The following is a 19,697-nucleotide window of genomic DNA, read 5'->3' as shown; positions in this document are numbered from 1 at the left end:
GTGCACCGTTCCAATACGTCGCGCAACTCAGGGTGCCATCAGGCTCGGGAGCGAGCTTTGCCAATACCCCGTCATGCGGGAAAAAACCGCATGGTGCAATCGGTTCGTAGTGGCGTGGCTGGGGGCCGACCCGGATAGCGATGCGAATCTCGTCAGTCGCCTGGCGCAGCGCAGTTTCGCATACGAGGGTGAGCGGGTGTCGCCTGAGGTCGCGGCACGGGAGCACGTCGACTTGCTGCGTCGAATCAAGGCGGGGACGGGGCTGCCGGGGTCGCGCTGAGCCTGTTGGATTGGTCGACCTCAAGTGTCACGGCGCGGTACCACCCGGCATAGGGCGTCGACGTGGCCATTTTTCGGTTGTAGTCCGGAGCGCTGTCTGTCCACCACACCGGTCCGCGTTCGCCAAGAGCCGTCTTGGCCGCATCGACCAGCAAGCGGGCCGCGGTCCTGACTTCCGGCGCGACGTCCCCTCTCAGCATGCGCCGCGCATGCATCAGCGCGTCCACGTGACGCTTGCGCTCGGCCTCGGGCAGCTCGGGATTGGACTTACGCCAAAGGCGGCCGCGGACCACGAAGTAGCGACCGTCTGGCGTCGACGGGTACTTGTCCGAATCGGGAGCGCCCCGAGCAGCCACCGTGACCGCTCTCAGAACTGAATCGTCAGCGCGTAGCGGTCTTTCTCAGCGGGCGCGACCGTGGCCGGGAACACGCCGTGCCGAGGAAGCCACTGGCTGCCCTGAATCGCGTGCCGCGGCAAAGCGAGTTTTGCGACATCAACCACCCGGGCATTTCCGGCGCTGCGCAGTCCCGGCAACCTGCTGAACAGGTCTATTCCAACGTTCAGAACGAGCCTCCTATCGAGCGACTCGAAGGTCGAGGTTTGATACCAAAGCACCTCGTGCTGGCCCTGTGGCTGACCGAAGAGGAAGAGCGGCATGGATGTCCTCGACTGCTGCGTTGTCCGCGATACGTTCAAGCTTTTCCACGCATCCGCTTGGAGCCGCCTTGAGATACCGCCTGCGTTGCAGAAATCTAGCGCAAGGCCCAGCCTGTTAGCCACTGCTCTTGCACCCTAGGGGGATGTCTGCACCATGGTCGCGTGGCGCCCTTATGTGGTCATCGTGATGTGCGAGGCGAGATAGGCTTCTACATCGGTGGCTCGGCCACCCACGGCGGCCATGGCGGTTCGCAGCTGCTGCTTGGTCACCCCGAACCGGTTGGACCAGTCGTTCAATTCGACCTCTTCAGTTGCGTCGATGAATGCGCGGTCCTTGGCTTCGGGTGTCATGCTGTCGGTGGACATGGCGTGCTCCTGCAGATGTGTTGAATGAAGTCGCAATGCTGCGACCACAGCGTTGCTCGCGCAGGGGGCGAACAGCGCGTGATTCCGCAGGGCGCGTCCGACACCACACGTATTAGGGCCCCCCAACTTACCTAGACGTTACGGATGGGCTATTGCTTTGTGCGCAATTCTGGTCACGGCGTCGTCTGACAGCAGTCGAAGCGGACGGCCGTCATCAAGCCACCACCGCTAGAGGTACGTTCTGGCCGTATGAACTCACGGACGACCGCCGCTACGAAGCCGCCTTCGGCCCCCACCGGGCCTCTCGCGAAATACTGGGCGAAGCGCGACTTCAACGTAACCGCCGAGCCGCGCGGGGAGCAGGCGCCGACCGGCGAGCGCCTGACGTTCGTCATCCAGAAGCACGCCGCCAGCAGCCTCCACTACGATTTCCGGCTCGAGTTAGACGGCGTGCTGCTGTCCTGGGCCGTTCCGAAGGGTCCGAGTCTCGACCCGGCCGACAAGCGCCTGGCCGTGCGCACCGAAGACCACCCGATGAGCTACGCGTCGTTCGAGGGCGTCATCCCGCCAAAGCAGTACGGCGCCGGCACGGTCATCGTCTGGGACAACGGGAGCTGGAAGCCGGTAGGCGATGCGCGCAAAGGCCTTGGCGAGGGAAAGCTGATGTTCGAGCTGCACGGTCAGAAGCTCGAGGGCCTGTGGGAGCTGGTGAACATCACCAAGGCGGGTGCCAAGCAGGAACAGTGGCTGCTGTTCAAGAAGCGCGGCGACGAGTACGGCCGTCCGCGGTCGGAGTTTGATGTCGTGAGCGCGCTGCCCGACAGCGTCATCGCCAAGCCGCTCAAAACCCGCGTAAAGCAACCAGCACCAGCACCGGCCCCGGCCCCGGAGGCTAAGACCAAGGCGCCCGCCAAGAAGGCGGCAAAGAGCTCCTCCAAGTCGTCGGCTCCCTCAGCCGTCCCCGGCGCCGTCAAAGCCCCGATGCCGACGAAGCTGCAGCCGCAGCTGGCCACACTGGCCACGGGCGTCCCAGCCACCGGCGAATGGACCTACGAAATCAAATTCGACGGCTACCGCCTGATGGCCAAGTTCGAGGGCGGCGAAGTGGCGCTGGTGACCCGCGGTGGCCACGACTGGGCCGACAAGATGCCGGGGCTCGTGGCCGAGCTCAAGCAACTGGGCCTCAAGTCGTCGTGGCTGGATGGCGAAATCGTGGTTCTCGACGAAAAAGGTGCGCCGAACTTCAACCGGCTCCAAAAGTCGTTCGACCGCAAGACGAGCTCGGCCGGCATCGACTATTTCCTCTTCGATGTCCCGTACTTCGAAGGCTACGACCTACGCGACGTCGCTCTGGGGGAGCGGCGCCGGTTACTCAAGGCGCTCATCGACGACAAGGGCGCCGACCACGTTCGCTACAGCGCCGCCTTCCCGGGCGACCCGGCATCAGTATTGCAGTCCGCCTGCAAGATGAATCTCGAGGGCGTCATCGCCAAGCGCACCGATGCCCCGTATGTCTCTCGCCGCACCGAAACCTGGCTCAAGCTCAAGTGCAAGCTTCGGCAAGAGTTCGTCGTATGCGGGTACACGGACCGGAGCGACGGGTCCGCGCAGGTGGGCAGCTTGCTGCTGGGTGTGTACGACGATGCCGGAAAGCTGACCTCGGTCGGCAGTGTCGGCACCGGCTGGAACTCCGCCGAGGCCGCCGAGCTGAAAACGAAGCTGCAGAAGCTCGAGACCGACGCCACGCCGTTCGCTGCGGGCCCCGGCAAACCTGGGCGCTGGTCGAAGCGCCGACCCGGCAGCGAACGCTGGGTCGAGCCGAAGCTGGTGGCCGAAGTTGAGTACGCGGAAATCACGCCCGACGGCCAGATTCGACATGGCGCCTACATCTCGCTGCGCACCGACAAGGCGCCGAAGTCGATTCGTCGCGAGACCGCGAAGACGCCCGAGTCCGCGACCCCGATTCGGCCCGCTGGCAAGGCAGCGGCGGGCGGCATCAAGGTCAGCCATGGCGACCGGGTGATTGACCCGTCCACCGGACTTACCAAGCTCGACCTGGTGCGCTACTACGAGTCGGTGGCCGAGTTCATGCTGCCTCACCTGAAAGGTCGTCCCTGCGCACTCGTGCGCGGACCTACCGGCATCAAGGGCGAACTGTTCTTCCAGAAGCATTCAGAGCGGACGTCGATGCCGGGGGTCGTCGAGATGGACCCTGAGTTGTGGCCCAAACATGCGCCGCTGCTCGAGGTGGTAACGGCGCAAGGCCTGGCCGGCGCCGCGCAGATGAACGTCATTGAGTTCCACACCTGGAACTCGACCAAGAGGAATATCGAGTCGCCGGACCGGATGATTTTCGACCTCGACCCCGGCGAGGGGACCAAGTGGCCTCATATTCAGGAGGCGGCGCTGCTGGTGCGGGGGTTCCTGAATGAACTGGGACTGGAGTCGTGGCTGAAGACGTCCGGCGGCAAGGGACTGCACGTCGTTGTGCCGCTGGCGCCAAAGCACGACTACGACCAGGTCAACAAGTGCTCGAAGGCAGTCGTCGAGCACCTCGCTCGCGTCGTTCCCTCGCGCTTCGTCGCCAAGAGCGGTCCGTCTAATCGCGTCGGCAAGCTCTTCGTCGACTACCTGCGAAACGGTCGAGGTGCCACGACCGCCGCGGCGTTTTCAGCGCGTGCGCGTCCCGGGCTGGGTGTGTCCATGCCCGTGAGTTGGGACGACCTGGCGGAGCTGAAGAGCGGCGACCAATGGACCGTCGCTACCGCACGCGAGCACCTGTCGTTCCAGAGCGCGGACCCCTGGGCGTCTTACTGGAAGAGCCGCCAGACGCTGACCAAGGCCAGCAAGGCGATGGGGCTCAAGACAAAGGACTGATGCATGGCAACTCAGACGGTCCTCGTCATTCGTCACGCAGAAAAGCCAGGTCCGGGCGGCGCAATAGGCGTGCAGGAGTCGGGTACTGAAGACCCGAATGAACTGAGCGTGCGAGGTTGGCAGCGTGCGGGCGCGCTGACGCAACTCTTTCGCGAGAATTCTGGTCGTCACCCCGCACTGACGCGGCCGGATTGGCTTGTTGCTGCGACGCCTGCGGGCGACTACCTGAGCCGACGTGCCATCAGCACGTTGACGCCGCTTTCGCGGCGTATCGACACTCCCATCGAACGTCGCTTCGCGCCTGGCGACGAGGTCGCATTGGCAGCCCACCTCGCCAAGCTGGAAGGGGTGACGCTGGTGGCTTGGCGGCACCAAGGCATCCCGGCGATAGGAACCGCGCTAATGGGGCCAGCCGACGTCCCGCAGGTCTGGCCGGATGAACGCTATGACCTCATCTGGCTTTTTGCCCGGACCGGTCATCACCCATGGCGATTCGCCCAGCTCTATCAGCGGCTCTTGGATAGCGACGCGTGTCCCTAGCGACGCAAGACATGTTCGCCCGAAGCCTTATGTCTTGTCGTCCTACGTTCAAAGTTCACGCACGCTGGGAGTCAAAGGATGCGGCCAAGTCGAACATCGAATTCCCTGCTCGATGATTGCGAGGCTTTGCGATGTCCTTGGCATCATGCGACCCTCTGACTCTGCTGCCGAGGCGTAGCAGTTTTCTGCTCGCACTCGAGCTGGCAGCGGCCGAGTGTCTGCGCGTACCGGACCAAATATCCCTCGTGTTGTTAGAAGTGGCGCCTGCTACCGGTGCGGTCACAGCTGACAGATTCGAAGCGGCGGTGGCGTTGGTAACTGTGGCGAAGATGGTCCGCCTCATTGCGCAAAGGGATGGCACCGTTGGATATCTGGCGGAGGGGCGCTTCGGCGTCATGCTGCACGCTGGCCTCACAGCCGCCCTGCCCATTGCCGATTCGTTGCATGCGGGTCTAGGGCTCCACCTCAAAGACCGTCCGGTGCGTACAAGCATTGGCGCAGCGTCCACGCCAATCCTGCAGGCATGGTCACCGGCCGAACTGATGTCCTTGGCGGACTGGCGTCTGTCACAAGCGAGGCAGGCTGGTCAAAGGAGGCTGTGCAGCGCAGGTTTCGACACGCAGCGGCCGCACTTCCAGTCGTGGCCGTGGATTTGATTCTTCTCCAACACAAGGGAAACGACATGCCTCACGCCATCTGGAAAGGAGCCATCAGCTTCGGACTCGTGCACGTGCCGGTCGCGCTGTACCCGGGCTCGTCCGAAATCAGCATCGACTTCGACTGGCTCGACAAGCGGACGATGGACCCGGTGGGCTACAAGCGCGTGAACAAGAAGACCGGCAAGGAAATCACGAAAGAGAACATCGTCAAGGGAGTGAAGGTGGAGAGTGGCGATTACGTAGTCCTCAGCGAAGATGAAATCAAGGCGGCCTATCCAAAGACGACCCAGACCATCGAGATTGAAGCCTTTGTACAGGCGACGGACATCCCGTTCACCCATCTGGAGTCGCCCTACTACCTCGAGCCGATTGCCAAGGGCGAGAAGGTTTATGCGTTGCTGCGCGAGGCGATGCTCGCGGCCGGTGTCATTGGCGTGGCCCGGGTGGTGATGCACACGAAGGAGCACCTCGCTGCGCTGATTCCGTCAGGACCCGGGCTCATGCTCAACACGCTGCGCTGGGAGGAGGAAATCCGCCCATGGACCGACATCAAGCTGCCGCCGGCTGGCAAAGGCAATCTCAAGCCGGCCGAGCTGTCGATGGCGAAAGAGCTCATCGGCAACATGACGGAGAAGTGGAAGCCCGACGCTTACACCGACAAGTTCACCAAGGCAATCCACGCGCTGGTCGCCAAGCGCGTCGAGTCAGGAGACACCGAGAAGGTAGAGGCGATGGAAGATGTCGGACCGGACGAGTCCAGCAATGTGGTAGACCTCACCGCGCTCCTGAAACAGAGCCTTGGCAAACGAGACGGAAAGGCGGCAGCCAAAGCCGCGCCGGCCGCCAAGAAGAAGGCTCCAGCGAAGTCCGCGGCCCGTAAACACGCCTAACCCTGAACCGGAGATGGACATGGACCTTTGGAAATACGATGAGTTGGGCGCGATTGAGCCGGGCGCGCTCCAAACCAGGTACGCGGAACTGCGCCGGCGCCTTCAAGACCTGCTATCTGCGCCGGTACAGGACATGCCCGCTGTCGATGCGGTGTTGGTGGAACTGGACGAGGTCCAGGCCGGGTACAGAGATTCGCAAAAGCGGCCTGAAGACCCGCAGCGCTTTTGACCTGGGCGGACGAGCCGTTGCTTTGGGCGTCTCTAGGCGTCAGAGAGACGCCGAATCTCTGTGCTCACAGAGCCCCCATTTGCGATGCGCTTCGTTCGGACGCCAGTTCACCCCGACCGTAGAGCACTTCGAATTGTTCTTCCGCTGCGAAGGCTGCGTGTATCAAGTCCTTTTCCGCCCAACTCAGCATCGCGGCCGCAATCATTGCCCGTTCGACGCTGAACAGTGCCCGGAGCGGAACGGAGAGCTCGGTGTACTGGTCCGGGTCCTCGTCTTTGGTCAGCAGCAATTGCGCGAGGCAAGCTGTGACTGTTGAACTGGCATGGGCAAGCGATTCAGGCGGGAACTGCCCTTCCAAACCGCTCGCGACAACTTTCAGCACGGCAAGATGGGCGTAGATGGCCCGGCGTAGGTGCGTCGGTGAGAACGCGCGCTCTCCCGCCGAAGGGTTCGCAGCCCGGCCCAGCAAAAGGGCAATCAGGGCGTGTTGCTCGTTCAAACAATCGGCTAGGCGCGACATCGTTGGGTTAAAAAAATCTTCGGCGCCCCAGTCTACTGCCCAATCCCCGCTAATCGGTCGTAACGCTCGCGGCGGCGGGAAGGCGGACGCTGAAGACGTTCTGACCGTTGCGGTACTCGGAGGTCGCGGAACCCCCGTGCCCCTTGGCAATCTCCTGCACGATGAACAGCCCGAGCCCCAAGCTCGTGCGAGACAGCTCCAACGCAGAGTCGTCGCCGCGCTGAGCAAGATTGAACATTTTGGAGCTGGTTGCAGTCGAGATGCGCGCGCCAAAATTCTCGACCGAAATGGTAGTTGCAGCACCGTCGGAAGCCAGCCGCAACGTGACAGGCTTGGATACATCGCCATATTTTGACGCGTTGATGACCAGATTGCTTACTACCTGCCTGATACGGGAGGCGTCCACGGTGGCCAGCAGTTGCTCCGGCCCTTCATAGGCGATTTCGCAGGCAGGCAGCGCCCTTGAAAGCTGCGAGAGCTCCTCCTTGCACGCAGACGCCACATCAACCTCCTGCGGATGAACCTCGATTCCCACGCCCAGCGATGTCTTGCTGTAGTTGAGGAGGTCGTCCAGCAGTTCGCGCATCCGTTCGCCGCTCCTGACCACACTCTGGTTCGTCTTCAGGACCGGCTCGTCGCGAGTAATCCTGCTGATGAGCGAGGCAGACATCAGAATTGCGTTCAGTGGGCCACGAAGGTCGTGACCGAGCACCCCGAGGAAGATATTGCGCCACCGTTCGGTTTCCGCCGCAAAGTAAGAAACGGATTCAGCAATGGCTTGGTCTATCGCTTCGTTGAACCTACCGACCTCGACGAGCGTTTCGGGTCCGGCCGACCCCGCGTCGGCAAACTTCGTAAGAACGCTGGCGCGAAGCGCTCGGTATTCTGCCACCAGCTGCACGACCGTGAAACCGCTTCGGGCCCTTAGCAGAGCGTGAACCTCGGCCGCGGTTCGTTCGGTCGAGATTCGGGTACCTTGGCCAAGCGACTTCGTCGACTGCGCCTCGCGCGACTGGTCCAACCGCATGTCATCAACGGCGGCTCTCAAGATTTCCTCCGCGTGGTCACGGAGCTCAAGCCGGTCCGTTCCGTTCAACGGCAACAAGGTCCGGGCATAGGCTTCCCACGCGCACAGAATTTCTTCCATGCTCGAAAGAATGAAGGTATCTAGGTTCAACGCGTCCTCCAACCGGGCTACTCGCCGTTGCGAGATTTTGTGGGCTTTATCCTACATACAAGTCGCGTCACGTGCGTAGAGTAAATGACAAGACCGAATGTTTTAAGTGATGCCTGAACCGCTTCGACAGCAAATCGACGCCTTGGCTGGCAGGGGCACTGAGTTGTTTCGACAACTCGTTGAGTCCGTTCGCGACTACGGCATCTTTGCGTTGACGCCTGAGGGCACGATAGCTACGTGGAACTCCGGGGCCGAGCGAATCAAGGGGTACACAGCTGATGAAGCCATCGGCCGTCATTTCTCCATGTTCTATCCCGCGGGAGCAGTCGCAAGAGGTTGGCCAGCCGAAGAGTTAAGGCGTGCGACGTTGGACGGTCGCTTCGAGGACGAAGGCTTTCGTGTACGGAAGGACGGCAGCACCTTTTGGGCCAACGTGGTTATCTCTCCCATTCTGGATGACCATGGTGAGCTGATTGGCTTCTCCAAGGTGACACGCGACCTAACAGAACGCCGCGAGTCTGAACGCCTGCTGGAAGAGAGCGAGCGCAATCAGCGGCTTCTTGTAGAGAGTGTGCGTGACCATGCGATGTTCCTGCTCGATGCCGGTGGGCTTGTGCGCACCTGGAACGCCGGATGCGACCGAGTTTTCGAGTTGAGCGCGAATGATGTCGTCGGCAAGCACGTCGGTAACCTGTACACGGATTCAGACGTTGCGCGAGGCGTACCGCGCAACGAGCTGGCATCTGCGGCCGCAGCGCGCGTCCACCACGCCGACGGTCAACGGCGCAAGGGCGCGTCCGGCGCCTTTCCGGCAGAAGTGACTACCGCCTCGCTAACCAACCGAGAGGGTGCGCTCACGGGCTTTGTACTCGTTGTACGCGATTTGACGCACCACGACCGTGTCGTTTCGCTTGAGGCGGAGAGCAAGCGCGTCCACGAGTTCATCGCCATGCTTTCGCACGAATTACGCAACCCACTGGCGCCAATTCGAAATGCTGTCACCCTCTTACAGCGCGTGAGTAGCGAGCCGACACTTAAGCGGTCTACCGACATCATTGACCGGCAACTGACGAACCTGACGCGCATTGTCGATGACCTCCTGGACGTGAGCCGAATTACCGGCGGAAGTATTCACATTGCTCGCCAACAGGTGAACATTGTGGAAGTCGTGAACGCTTCGATTTCCTCCACACGTCAGCTCGCCCAATCACGTCATCACCGGGTATCCGCAAGTTTCACTGACGAACCACTGATTGTCCTGGGAGACGGCGCGCGGCTGACTCAGGTGTTTGTGAGCCTGCTGACGAACGCGTCCAAGTACACCCTGGACGGGGGAGAAGTCGTCGTCTCGGCACGGGATGGAGACGGGCTTGCGACGGTTAAGGTCACCGATAACGGCATCGGCATGGGCGATGAACTTTTGCGGCGTGCCTTCGACCCATTGGTACAAGGCGAGCGGGCGTTGGCCCGCACTGATGGCGGGCTTGGCATAGGCCTGACGCTCGTGAAGAGCATCGTCGAACTTCATGGAGGCACCGTGGCAGCGGCCAGCGCGGGGACAGGCCATGGGACCACCGTGACCGTGACGTTGCCGATAGTACAGAGCAACGGAGAGAACGTATCAACCACAGGCGCGCCCGGCTCCGCTTCCGTGCGCGTCCTAGTGGTCGATGACAACGTCGATGCCGCACAGGTGGTCGCAAACATCCTCGAATTGGATGGCCACGAAGTGAGCATTGCGCATGACGGGCCAGCTGCGCTGGAGAAAGTTCGCGGGGGCTTCCCGGATTTGGTCATCCTCGACATCGGACTTCCGATGATGACCGGCCACGACGTCGCGCGGCAAATGCGGCAGATGCCTGGAGGCGCAGACGTACGTATCGTGGCGCTGTCGGGCTACGGACAGGAGAGCGACTTGCAGCAAAGCGCTACCGCGGGTATTGACAATCACTTCGTCAAGCCAGTCGATGCTGAGGTCTTGTCGTTGTACGTGGCTTCCATTGCGCATCAGCGAAATGCCGGACAGACCTAACCGTTCGTCAAGCCAAGGAGACGCCGCTGGACCAGGTCCCGTCCCGGACCCTCCGTGGTGGAAAAAGCTCGGGCCGGGCCTGATTACCGGCGCTGCAGATGATGACCCGAGTGGCATCGCTACGTACTCACAAGGCGGAGCGCAATACGGCTTTGACGTTGCGTGGACAGTCCTGTTCACGTACCCCCTGATGGTCGGCATTCAACTGGCCAGCGCACGCATTGGACGCATCAGTGGAAAGGGGCTGACGGAAAACTTTGCACGCATCTGCCCGCGGTGGTTGGTCTCGGCGCTGGTGGTGCTATTAGTCGTGGCCAACGTCATCAATCTTGGCGCCGACCTCAACGCGATGGGCGACGCGGCGAACATGCTCATCGGCGGAAACCGAACTGTCTTCGCATGCGCGTTCGGCATCGTCTCTCTCCTGCTGCAGGTGTTTGTTCCCTACGAGCGCTACGTATCGGTCCTCAAGTGGTTGACGCTTTCCCTACTCGCATATGTGGGCGTGGGACTCACAGCTCACGTGCACTGGGAAACTGCTCTGCGAGCCACCGTATGGCCGAAGCTGCACTGGGAAAAGGACTACGCCACGACGGTCGTCGCGATATTAGGAACGACCATCAGCCCTTACCTCTTCTTTTGGCAAGCTGCCCAGGAAGTCGAGGAAATCAACAGAGTCGAAGCAGACAAGCCGCTGCGGATTGCGCCGAAGCAAGCCAAACGTCAACTGAGGCGGCTACGCGTGGATACCGTTGTCGGTATGGGCTTCTCCAACCTCATCGCTTTCTTCATGATTGTGGCAACGGCGGCCACACTCCATGTGAGCGGCGTCAGTCACATCGAAACGACCTCAGAAGCGGCCAAGGCGTTGGAACCAGTCGCTGGAAAGTTTGCGTTTCTGCTCTTTGCGGCCGGCGTCGTCGGCACGGGGCTTCTCGCCTTGCCTGTCCTGTCCGGGTCCGCTGCGTACGCAATAGCAAGTCTGCTCAAGGTGCGCAAAGGGCTGGACCAGCCTCCAGCTGCAGCAACGTCCTTCTATGCCATTTTGGCGGGCGCGATGGTCGTGGGCATGGCCATAAGCGCGTCAGGCTTGAACCCAATTCGCACCCTCTACTGGGCGGCTGTCATCAACGCCGTCATATCGGTCCCCATCATGGTTGCAGTCATGGTGGCGGCCTCCCATGAAAAGATTGTGGGAAATATGAAGATGCCAAGCGTGTGGCGATTTCTTGGGTGGGCGGCGACGGCCGCCATGGCTGTTGCTACGGTGGCAATGGCAGTCGCGGCCCTGTCCTGAAAGCAACTGCCTCACGGAGGCCCGATGTCTGTGAAGCAGGCGAATGCCAAGGGAGCTACCAGTTTCGTCTTTCGACCGCCAACTCGCCGTGACCGTAGGAATCTTCGAACTCAGATTCGGCAACATTGCCGAGGTGGTCGAGCGTATCCGCGTCCAACTGAATCGTCGCGTCGCCAAGTAAGGTGCGTTCCACTGCGAACAGCGCACTCAGCGCAGGTAGGAGAGTGGTGCGGGTGTCGGCCAGAGCCTGATTTTCCAAAACCATCGAAGCAATGCAGTCGGTGACGTCCGCCATCGGCGCGACTAGCTGCTCCGAAATTGGTCGGGGTAATGAGGGAGCAGCTCTGAGCCCTCTTAGAACCGCCGTATGTGCAATCAATGCGCGACGCAAGTGCGTGGGGGAATACGCGCGCTCGCCATCGGAGGGACAGTCGCTGCACGAAAGCAGGAGGAGAAGTAGCGCTTGCTGCTCGTTGAGGGCAATACCTAGACGCGACATTCAGACGAGGGAGTGGCGATGTTATGGGGCAGCATTCGTGCGGATGCGGCTTAGCCGCTGCACGCCAATGGGGCTCTGGTCTATGACCCTGTGGCTTCCTCACGAGAAGCGTTCGTAGCGGGAACGTGCGACCCAGGAATTCCAGGAAGCCGCGCTCGGAAGATGGTGCCCGTCTCGGCTGACGAAGTTACTTCAAGGGAGCCCACGTGAGCCTTGACGATTTCCGAGCAGATGAAAAGCCCGAGCCCCAACCCGCCGCCATTTCCTGAGCCGCCGCGCCAGAACGGCTGAAAGACCTTTGCTTGGTCTTCGACTGAAATTGGCTCGCCTGTGTTTCTCACCGTGATGGTCACCTCGTCGCCGACGGCTTCTGCTGAAAGTACCACTGGTGCATCGCTGGCGCCGTAGGCCACTGCGTTTGACAGCAAATTCGAGACGAGTTGCTGTATACGACTACGGTCGCACCGAACGCCAACGTCGATATTTATAGAGGCTTCAATGTGCCGCGAAGGGTGAGCACATTGAACTTCCGACACGACGTCACGAATAGCCTGTCCCAGGTCTTCGACATTCGCGGCGTGAATCGCTATCCCGCCACCGAGCTTGCCTTTGGCCAGGTCGAGGACGTTGTCAATGAGGGTGGCCATTCGGGTTGAGCTTGATTGAATCCGCTCTGCTAGCTCGACCACCTGTGGGTCGCTGCTCGTGCGGCGCAACAAGTGCGCCGTTGAAGAAACGGCCGAGAGCGGCGTTCGCAAATCGTGACCCAGCATGGCGATGAAATGCTCGCGCATCTCTCCCGTCGCCATTTCATCGAGCAGCGCCTGAGCGTGGGCATGTCGAGCTCGTTCTTCGTTCAAATGCATTGCTATTAAGCTGGCAAATAGCTTGAACATGGAAACGATTTCGGGTCGCGAAGGTCGGGCAGGAAACCGGTCAATCGCAAAGAGGTTGCCGAAGTAACTGTCGTCTGCCAGAACAATGGGCACCGATATGTAGCTCTCGATGCCATAGATGCGTGGCGTGTGGTGGGTCGCGTAGACCGGGTCGACGCTCGCGTGGTCAATGACAACCGGTGCGCGAAGGTTGCGCGCTTCGAGGCACAAAGTAGTGTGAATGTCGAGCTGTCCACCGGGTCGCAAGCCCAGGTCAATGTTGTCCTCGACTGCGCAAGCAGTCCAGGACTCTCCCGTGACACGAGCCACTCCGGCGAAGCCCATGTTCGTGGTCCTGCACGCGACCCTCAGCAGCTCGGGTATGCAGGCGATGCGGCCTATGGCCGCTACGTCAAGAGCGATGTCTACCTCGGTCTTGCACACCTGGTCCTCACTAGCGCAATCGGTCAAGAAACTCTAACCGACGGCATCACTGCTCGCCAGCAGATTTGTGAGCGCATCACGAGCTTAGAAGCGCACTTTTGCGGGTTTACCCTTGGCGAGCAGTTCTCCTCTGAACATGCGCCAAACCCAAGTCATGCGCGGCCTCATAAGTAACCACGCAATCAAACAGGAAGGGGTGTTGCACCCCACCTATTGAGCCCTCATTCCCCGGGCGTGCCTGGCCACCTTCTAACTGTTTTCTACGCCAGAGCCTGCAAATATGACTGCACTCGGGTCGGCCGGTCTCCTACTGCGGCAATGGCCGAAATCAGCTGAGGAATGGAGACACCAAATGCTTCCGACCATTTCTCCACGTCGCCAGGTATGTCCACGTCTATCCGTTCGCGTTCGCTTGTGCGCTCTTCCGACTGTGTCATCACGACTCTCCTAGGTATATCGTTTGAGCATCGTGGAGCAGTCAGCTGCCAATTCGCGAGGGAGAGCCACCCGAGTCGTTGAAAGCCGAGTCCGACGTCGCTCATCGCCGGCTGATGCCGGACACAGGCGCTCAACCAGTCATTAGGGGAAATAGGCCCCGCGGAGTCTTCGTGATAGCGACGGAGACAATCCACGCGGCTGTCGCGAGCGCACCTGCGAACGCCAGGGCACGGGTGGCAGGGCCATAGGTCGGCTTCAACGCGACCACGCCGAGAGCGATGTACATGACCAAGCCAATGAGCTTGGCGAGGAGCCAAGGAACCTCTGCGGGGTTCAGACGAGCCAGCCAAGCGAGAGTGACTGCGGCTACAAGCAAGACCGTGTCGACAACTTGCGGAAGGGTTTTCGCCATTCGATGTTGCAACCACGCGGCCCCCGCGAAGGATGCGGTTCCTCTCGCAAAGAAGCCCGGCAAAGACAGAGCGACCGCAGACTGATGAATCAACTTGATGGTTGAGTAGTCCATTTGATTCGGTGCCGGTTTGGGCCGCCTTTCACCAACCGGCGACGGTGTCGTCCTCTCCGGATTCCACCGCGCACGCGGAAGCCGCCCACCGGCGCCCAGCGGCGACTCGCATCAGCCCTGAACGAGGATTCGTCATCACAAGTCGCAGTGCATACGATGGCGGCAAGCCTGGACGGCACACGCGAGCCTGCTCCGCCAGGAAAAGTGCGTCCGACATCGAGACTTTCGCCTCGTCTACCAGGAGGGCGGCGAATGTCGAGCACCACCTTCTGCGGTCATCAGTTTTTTCTGCCATGAGTCACCTCACCTAGACCTGGAGCTTGACCAAGTCTTCTTTTACGTCCGTGACGTGCCAATCGCGTGCGGGAGAAGAGGGCTATTCGATGAGATGCTGACCAGTCTCAAACGATGTACTCACGGTGGTGTAACAGTCACCTCGTACTCTCATCATGTAGGAACTAGCTGACGCTTCCTTAAGCCGCAATCTCGCGTTCAACCCAGGCGTCAATTGGTAAAATATTCCCATGAACTCGGTCGTGAACGTCGGGATTGCAAGCCAGCGTCAGCTGGTCTGGTGCACATGCTTTGCCAGTCTGTTCAAGTTCCAGACCCGCTGTGATTCCACCCGAGCCAAGGCTGCGGCGACCCTTGCGTTCGAGAGGTTTGGCGCAGGCGAACCATTCTCTGCAGTGGAGTCAGTTATCCGAGGCGAACTCACGTGGCCCTCCAACCCCGAGCACGATTGAGCGTCCCCTGGCCGCACATTGTCCGGAGGTTCAGATGTTGACTCGTGAACAGTCGACCCTCGGTCGATGTCAAGAGTGGCCTGAACTCGAGGGGCGTCTTGGTGGGCGTTTGGCCCTGGCGGCTCTCGTTTTTGCGACCTCGCTCGCAACAGTTGGGTGCGGGAGCGTGGCGCCTTCGAACTCGCGCGGGATAACCCACGCTGCGCCTGGCTTCAAGGGTAAAGATTGCGAAATGGTCTCACCGGACCTGAATCCGGATTTGACGCGCCCAGGGAAGACCGCAATCGTGAAAGCGCGGGCGCACTTCGTCGACGGTGAGGTCGAATCCGTGAAGATTTTGTCGGGGCCAGCGGCCTATCGTCAGCCGGTAATCGACGCGATGAAGAAGTACAAGTGCGCCGGTCATCTGACCTTCGTGGCCGACCAGAGATTCGTGTTTGGAGTCGACCCATTAAGCAGGGGACTCGGGCGCTCGAGCGCGCCCCTTTAACGCCAGGCTCTATTGGGCTTCGCCGCTCGTTTCCCCGGACCGCTGCGGCAGTTCACTCAGGGCCTCTGTCAGCCCGGCTGCCAGCGCTTCTCCAGCGTCTCGGTCCAGTTCAACAGGCAGCAACGAGCCGTCCGGGAACATCAGCTGAACCCTGACCTTGGTATCGTCATCGGCTCCCGTCACTCCTGCTGCAACAGGCTTCAAGGCCGCATCCAGCGCGTCTGGCGGCGTCTCAGCCTTGGCGAGGACCGCTATGGCGCTGGCCGGAGCGAGGTCAGTAGAAATCGCTTCAGCGACGGCTTCCTTCCGCTCGGCCTCGATGTCGGACGTTGAAGGTGGCGAATCACGCTCAAGTCGGGAAATAGGGCTCTGCATCGTCCCGTAAGCGTATCAGACGGCGCCGCGTTCCAATTCGGAACAACACCCGATTTCGGGCGCTTTGGCACCATCAGGGGGCACAATTTAATTGCGCTGAGACGACATCTCTCGTCAATGCGGCGTTGCTCCTGACTACATGACCGCTAGAAAGTTAAGTGCGTTCTTGGTTGAAGACAGCCCACTACTCCGGTCGCAGGTGACCGAACTTCTGGAAGAGTTGGCGCCCGTCATCGTCGTCGATGTAGCCGAGGATGAAACCGAAGCGCTGGACTGGTTGGTCCGCGATGGGAACCACTGCGATGTTGCAGTCGTGGACATCTTCTTGAAGCGAGGCAACGGCCTCATGGTTCTTCAGAAGGCAGTCAAGCTTCGGCCTGACGTCCACTTCGTTGTTCTGAGCAATGCGGCAACGGCCGAAGTTCGTCGATGGTGCGACCAGCTGGGCGCGCGGGCCGTATTCGACAAATCGACGGAAATCGACGACTTGGTTCGATACTGCTCGGAGTTCGCTGGCAAGTCACTCGCAGTTAGGTCAGGTCAGGGACGCGGCAGGTGAAGCTCGAGCGCGATGACAATCTGCGGCATGTTCTCGCCAACCTCGTCCCGCTCCCTCCGACAGATTCCAGCCGGAGTGTGGATTCTTGGATTTGTCAGCATGTTGATGGACATCTCATCCGAGATGATTCACAGCCTGCTGCCAATGTTCATGGTCTCGACGCTCGGCACCAGCGTGCTGGCTGTTGGTCTCATCGAAGGACTGGCGGAGTCGACGGCACTTGTCGTCAAGGTGTTCTCAGGTGTGCTCAGCGACTACATTGGTAAGCGCAAGGGGCTGGCCGTCTTGGGCTATGCGCTGGGCGCTGTCAGCAAACCGCTCTTCGCGCTCTCAAGTGGCCTCGGTCTCATCGTCTCCGCTCGCCTGTTGGACAGAGTGGGCAAAGGGATTCGCGGGGCACCACGCGACGCGCTGGTGGCGGACATCACGCCCGCGCATGTGAGAGGGGCGGCATTCGGCTTGCGTCAGTCGCTGGACACGGTTGGCGCGTTCACGGGACCGCTCATTGCGGTGGTTCTGATGTTTGCATGGGCCAACGACTTCCGGGCAGTCTTCTGGGTTGCGACGGTGCCAGCGTGCATGGGCGTCGCGCTACTGGCGGTCGGGCTTCGCGAGCCACCGCGTAGCGAGTCGGAGAGGCGAATCAACCCCATCCAACGGCAGAACATTGCGCGACTCCCGACGACGTATTGGTGGGTCGTCGCATTGGGCGCGGTCTTCACGTTGGCGCGCTTCAGTGAAGCCTTTCTCGTGCTCCGAGCGCAGCAAGCCGGGGTGCCGATGGCGCTGGTGCCGCTGGTCATGGTGGCTATGAATCTCATCTACGCCGCATCGGCCTATCCGTTCGGTGCCCTGTCAGATGCGATGAGTCACCGCATGCTCCTGGGCGCCGGCATGGCCGTTCTGGTTGCCGCCGACCTCACCCTCGCCAGCAGCACGAGTTGGTACGCCTTGTTCGGTGGCGTCGCCCTGTGGGGCGTGCATATGGGCATAACTCAAGGGCTGCTGGCGACAATGGTCGCGGACACCGCACCCGCGGACCTGAGGGGTACGGCTTACGGAGTGTTCAACCTGGTCAGCGGCCTGGCCATGCTGGTGGCCAGCGTGCTCGCTGGTGGCATGTGGGACCGTTTCGGCGCGGCCTCAACCTTCTACACAGGCGCAGTCCTCGGAGGACTTGGACTCGCGCTGCTCATCGGGCTTGCCAATCAGAACTCGGCGCCCTCGGGAAGCTGACCTACAGTTGGCGTTGATTGCGCCGGGTCAAGCAGGCAGGTTCTCGCTAGATGAAACGTGAGGGATGTTTCACGCCAGGGGGTGCGCGACATCGACCTGATGGTGGCTGGTTGCCAAGGCGGACGAGCTGGACCGCTGGTCAGGCAGTTGAAAGCCGCCAGCGAGCGGGTTGCCCCACGCGGCTGCGCGCGCCCGCTTCACCAGGGCGCTTATCCCGGTTCACCAGCGCGCCGGAGGACGCAGCCTTCAACAGTCGTTAAGGTAGACCGCGGCCTCGGTCCTCAGTCGTTGCTCGCTTGACCTCGCGAACCGCGTAAAAACGCCCAAAAGATAGTCGTCAATATTAGGTACATGACTACAAAGATGAGGCCAACAGCCAATGCCGCGGACAAAACGGGGACTGAATTCAGCGGGCGTGCATGCGTCTCCATCCCAACAAAGACACCGCCAATAACGCTCCAGCGCAGAAGGTAGACGGGCAGCCACCTGGCCTGGTGTCGGTTGTGACGCAACGCGCTAGCGCGTTCCAGCTCAGTGCCAGTGTCGGCATCGCGGAAGAGCCAGCCGTAGAAAAGATAGCGGTACGCGCTTTCCCGCAGCGGCATCGGACCGACCTTTTTCAGCGAAGACGATGAGTTCTTCGACAGGGACATGCCGTCAGCGTACGCCGGCGTTTTCAGAGGCGCACGAGCGCTAGAAATGGCCTGGAGCACCGCGCGGCCTATCTACAAATCGCTTGGGCTTTGCCGGCCAGCCATCCCTGTTCGCTGCCCGGAAGCGTGTAACTCCAGCAGTTCGACCAAGGTTGCGTAATCGCGAGCGCCGGGCTTTTCCTGCGAAGAACTCATAGTTCTAGGGAGAGACGCCTGTCACTCGTATTGCAGCGGTTGCTTTTCATGGAAATCCAGGCGGAAGATGCCCTTCGCGCCATGTCGTAGTGATGTTATTGACTCCGAAGCCGTCCTCTCGGCGCGTTAATAGCGAACGTACTACAAAGGAGAGCACACCATGCAACGTTCCACACGTCTCCTATGTTCCGCGCTCAATGCGATTGTCAGTGTCCTCGTTGTGACCATTGCTCCCGCCGCGGTGGCGCAAGAAAAGTTCAAGTACAGCTTCCAGAATCCGCCCGACATTTCGAGCGTCTACAAGGAGACGCACAACATTGAGGTCGGCGATATGCCGGGGCACATCGTGCGAGTCTCGTCCCTGCAAACCGTCTACCCCAACCCCGGCCCTGCTCCCTCTTACGCCGGCGTGCGCGTGAAGGAAGCAAACACCGTCCTGCACTCGGACCTGCGCAACGGCAGCGGGGTGACCGCAGGGTACATTGTGAGCACGCTGGAGAACGGCGATAAGATTTTTATGGAGGCGAACATCATGCTGCACGCGGCTCCCGGCGATGACGGCAAACCAACCATCAGAGTTACTCAGACGTCCGTCATCACTGGAGGAACTGGCAAGTTCAAGGGCATTCGTGGCGTGCTGCGTGCGACGTCGACGACAGATTTGAAAACTGCTTCCCGAGGTGCCCTTACAGAGGGCGAGTACTACCTCTTGGACTAGCGACAAGCCGGGCCGCGGTACGTATGCTGCGACTTTTTTAGCCGCACCGCTCGCGTATACCGCCCTCATCGACCACCTGGCCGAGACCGGCAACCTACAGCGCGTCGACTGACGCAGGCGACAACGTCAGTCTGATAGCTAAATGGTGGTCAGTCGCCTTAAAAGCACTACTGCTGCGGCCTACCTAAAGCCCACCCTACACGGCCACTTTTCGTTCGACCTGTCTCACTGGCTTGTGCGCCACGTTCGCCGGCGCGTGGGCCACCGGCGAGACTGGTTCCATGCTCCCGCTGGCGCTGGGCGCTTCGGTGACTGTGATGTGCACCGTGCCGCTGGTGCGAAGGCTGCTGCGGCGCTAGGGGGTTCGTTCAAGGCTCAATCTGGGGCGTGCGAATACTGTATATTTATACAGCTCTAAG

At 60.8% G+C, this 19,697-nt stretch carries 21 protein-coding genes; 10 read left to right on the top strand and 11 right to left on the bottom strand.

Going from position 1 to position 19,697, the window contains the following annotated elements:
• Nucleotides 1-245: 245 nt before the first annotated feature.
• The 3 genes from ASC76_RS24835 to ASC76_RS18065 form a co-directional block, all read right to left on the bottom strand.
• Nucleotides 246-572 carry a hypothetical protein gene (locus tag ASC76_RS24835; protein ID WP_235580506.1) on the bottom strand — a complete coding sequence of 109 codons (327 nt, stop codon included), beginning with the start codon at nt 570-572 and terminating at the stop codon, nt 246-248.
• A 74-nt stretch (nt 573-646) separates the two neighbouring features.
• A complete protein-coding gene (locus ASC76_RS18070) occupies nt 647-937 on the bottom strand; it encodes a hypothetical protein (RefSeq protein WP_056469495.1) in 291 nt (96 codons plus the stop codon).
• A gap of 171 nt (nt 938-1,108) precedes the next feature.
• Nucleotides 1,109-1,303: a DUF3606 domain-containing protein gene (locus ASC76_RS18065; protein ID WP_235580505.1), complete on the bottom strand. Its 195-nt coding sequence runs from the start codon at nt 1,301-1,303 to the stop codon at nt 1,109-1,111.
• A gap of 249 nt (nt 1,304-1,552) precedes the next feature.
• On the opposite strand from ASC76_RS18065, the gene ligD reads away from it, so the two are divergent.
• The 5 genes from ligD to ASC76_RS18045 all read left to right on the top strand — a co-directional run bounded on the left by ligD (nt 1,553) and on the right by ASC76_RS18045 (nt 6,498).
• The gene (ligD, locus tag ASC76_RS18060) at nt 1,553-4,180 is read left to right on the top strand and encodes a DNA ligase D (RefSeq protein WP_056469492.1); all 2,628 of its coding nucleotides are present in this window, start codon (nt 1,553-1,555) and stop codon (nt 4,178-4,180) included.
• A gap of 3 nt (nt 4,181-4,183) precedes the next feature.
• Nucleotides 4,184-4,720, top strand: coding sequence for a hypothetical protein (locus ASC76_RS25480; protein WP_157615803.1), 537 nt, complete (start codon nt 4,184-4,186; stop codon nt 4,718-4,720).
• Nucleotides 4,721-4,851: 131 nt separating this feature from the next.
• A complete protein-coding gene (locus ASC76_RS26660; protein WP_056469489.1) occupies nt 4,852-5,376 on the top strand; it encodes a diguanylate cyclase domain-containing protein in 525 nt (174 codons plus the stop codon).
• A gap of 26 nt (nt 5,377-5,402) precedes the next feature.
• On the top strand, nt 5,403-6,269 hold the full coding sequence (locus ASC76_RS18050) for a Ku protein (protein ID WP_056469486.1): 867 nt from the start codon (nt 5,403-5,405) through the stop codon (nt 6,267-6,269).
• A 19-nt stretch (nt 6,270-6,288) separates the two neighbouring features.
• On the top strand, nt 6,289-6,498 hold the full coding sequence (locus ASC76_RS18045; protein ID WP_157615801.1) for a hypothetical protein: 210 nt from the start codon (nt 6,289-6,291) through the stop codon (nt 6,496-6,498).
• 64 nt (nt 6,499-6,562) lie between these two features.
• On the opposite strand, the gene ASC76_RS25475 is transcribed toward ASC76_RS18045, so the two are convergent.
• Nucleotides 6,563-7,018: a hypothetical protein gene (locus tag ASC76_RS25475; protein ID WP_162247141.1), complete on the bottom strand. Its 456-nt coding sequence runs from the start codon at nt 7,016-7,018 to the stop codon at nt 6,563-6,565.
• Nucleotides 7,019-7,067: 49 nt separating this feature from the next.
• On the bottom strand, nt 7,068-8,195 hold the full coding sequence (locus ASC76_RS18035) for a sensor histidine kinase (RefSeq protein ID WP_157615798.1): 1,128 nt from the start codon (nt 8,193-8,195) through the stop codon (nt 7,068-7,070).
• 109 nt (nt 8,196-8,304) lie between these two features.
• Between ASC76_RS18035 and ASC76_RS18030 the strand changes: the two genes are divergently transcribed.
• Both ASC76_RS18030 and ASC76_RS18025 read left to right on the top strand, forming a co-directional pair.
• Complete coding sequence (locus tag ASC76_RS18030; RefSeq protein WP_082549264.1) at nt 8,305-10,227, top strand: PAS domain S-box protein; 1,923 nt, start codon at nt 8,305-8,307, stop codon at nt 10,225-10,227.
• Entirely contained in the window at nt 10,163-11,524 is a 1,362-nt protein-coding gene (locus tag ASC76_RS18025) for an NRAMP family divalent metal transporter (RefSeq protein ID WP_371262148.1), read from the top strand. The genes ASC76_RS18030 and ASC76_RS18025 overlap by 65 nt, the downstream gene beginning before the upstream one ends.
• Nucleotides 11,525-11,579: 55 nt before the next feature.
• Here the strand turns inward: ASC76_RS18025 and ASC76_RS18020 are convergent, their stop codons facing one another.
• From ASC76_RS18020 to ASC76_RS25470, 5 genes are all read right to left on the bottom strand, one after another.
• Nucleotides 11,580-11,819, bottom strand: coding sequence for a hypothetical protein (locus ASC76_RS18020; protein ID WP_056469472.1), 240 nt, complete (start codon nt 11,817-11,819; stop codon nt 11,580-11,582).
• Nucleotides 11,820-12,103: 284 nt separating this feature from the next.
• Nucleotides 12,104-13,342: an ATP-binding protein gene (locus ASC76_RS24830; protein ID WP_371262147.1), complete on the bottom strand. Its 1,239-nt coding sequence runs from the start codon at nt 13,340-13,342 to the stop codon at nt 12,104-12,106.
• 260 nt (nt 13,343-13,602) lie between these two features.
• Nucleotides 13,603-13,779: a DUF3606 domain-containing protein gene (locus ASC76_RS26655; protein ID WP_162247140.1), complete on the bottom strand. Its 177-nt coding sequence runs from the start codon at nt 13,777-13,779 to the stop codon at nt 13,603-13,605.
• Between the two features lie 131 nt (nt 13,780-13,910).
• Nucleotides 13,911-14,306 carry a SirB2 family protein gene (locus ASC76_RS18015; RefSeq protein WP_056469470.1) on the bottom strand — a complete coding sequence of 132 codons (396 nt, stop codon included), beginning with the start codon at nt 14,304-14,306 and terminating at the stop codon, nt 13,911-13,913.
• 1,245 nt (nt 14,307-15,551) lie between these two features.
• The gene (locus ASC76_RS25470; protein WP_157615796.1) at nt 15,552-15,917 is read right to left on the bottom strand and encodes a hypothetical protein; all 366 of its coding nucleotides are present in this window, start codon (nt 15,915-15,917) and stop codon (nt 15,552-15,554) included.
• Between the two features lie 139 nt (nt 15,918-16,056).
• On the opposite strand from ASC76_RS25470, the gene ASC76_RS24820 reads away from it, so the two are divergent.
• Both ASC76_RS24820 and ASC76_RS18000 read left to right on the top strand, forming a co-directional pair.
• A complete protein-coding gene (locus tag ASC76_RS24820) occupies nt 16,057-16,476 on the top strand; it encodes a response regulator (RefSeq protein ID WP_082549261.1) in 420 nt (139 codons plus the stop codon).
• Nucleotides 16,477-16,503: 27 nt separating this feature from the next.
• The gene (locus tag ASC76_RS18000) at nt 16,504-17,712 is read left to right on the top strand and encodes an MFS transporter (RefSeq protein WP_056471065.1); all 1,209 of its coding nucleotides are present in this window, start codon (nt 16,504-16,506) and stop codon (nt 17,710-17,712) included.
• A gap of 281 nt (nt 17,713-17,993) precedes the next feature.
• Here the strand turns inward: ASC76_RS18000 and ASC76_RS17995 are convergent, their stop codons facing one another.
• On the bottom strand, nt 17,994-18,365 hold the full coding sequence (locus ASC76_RS17995; RefSeq protein WP_157615794.1) for a hypothetical protein: 372 nt from the start codon (nt 18,363-18,365) through the stop codon (nt 17,994-17,996).
• Between the two features lie 355 nt (nt 18,366-18,720).
• Between ASC76_RS17995 and ASC76_RS17990 the strand changes: the two genes are divergently transcribed.
• On the top strand, nt 18,721-19,278 hold the full coding sequence (locus tag ASC76_RS17990) for a hypothetical protein (protein WP_157615792.1): 558 nt from the start codon (nt 18,721-18,723) through the stop codon (nt 19,276-19,278).
• Nucleotides 19,279-19,697: the final 419 nt, after the last annotated feature.

The sequence above is a fragment of the Rhizobacter sp. Root404 genome (genome assembly GCF_001425865.1).
Lineage (GTDB): Bacteria > Pseudomonadota > Gammaproteobacteria > Burkholderiales > Burkholderiaceae_C > LMDS01.
Note: the sequence above shows the minus strand (reverse complement) of the source record. Positions and strands in the feature narration are given on the sequence as shown.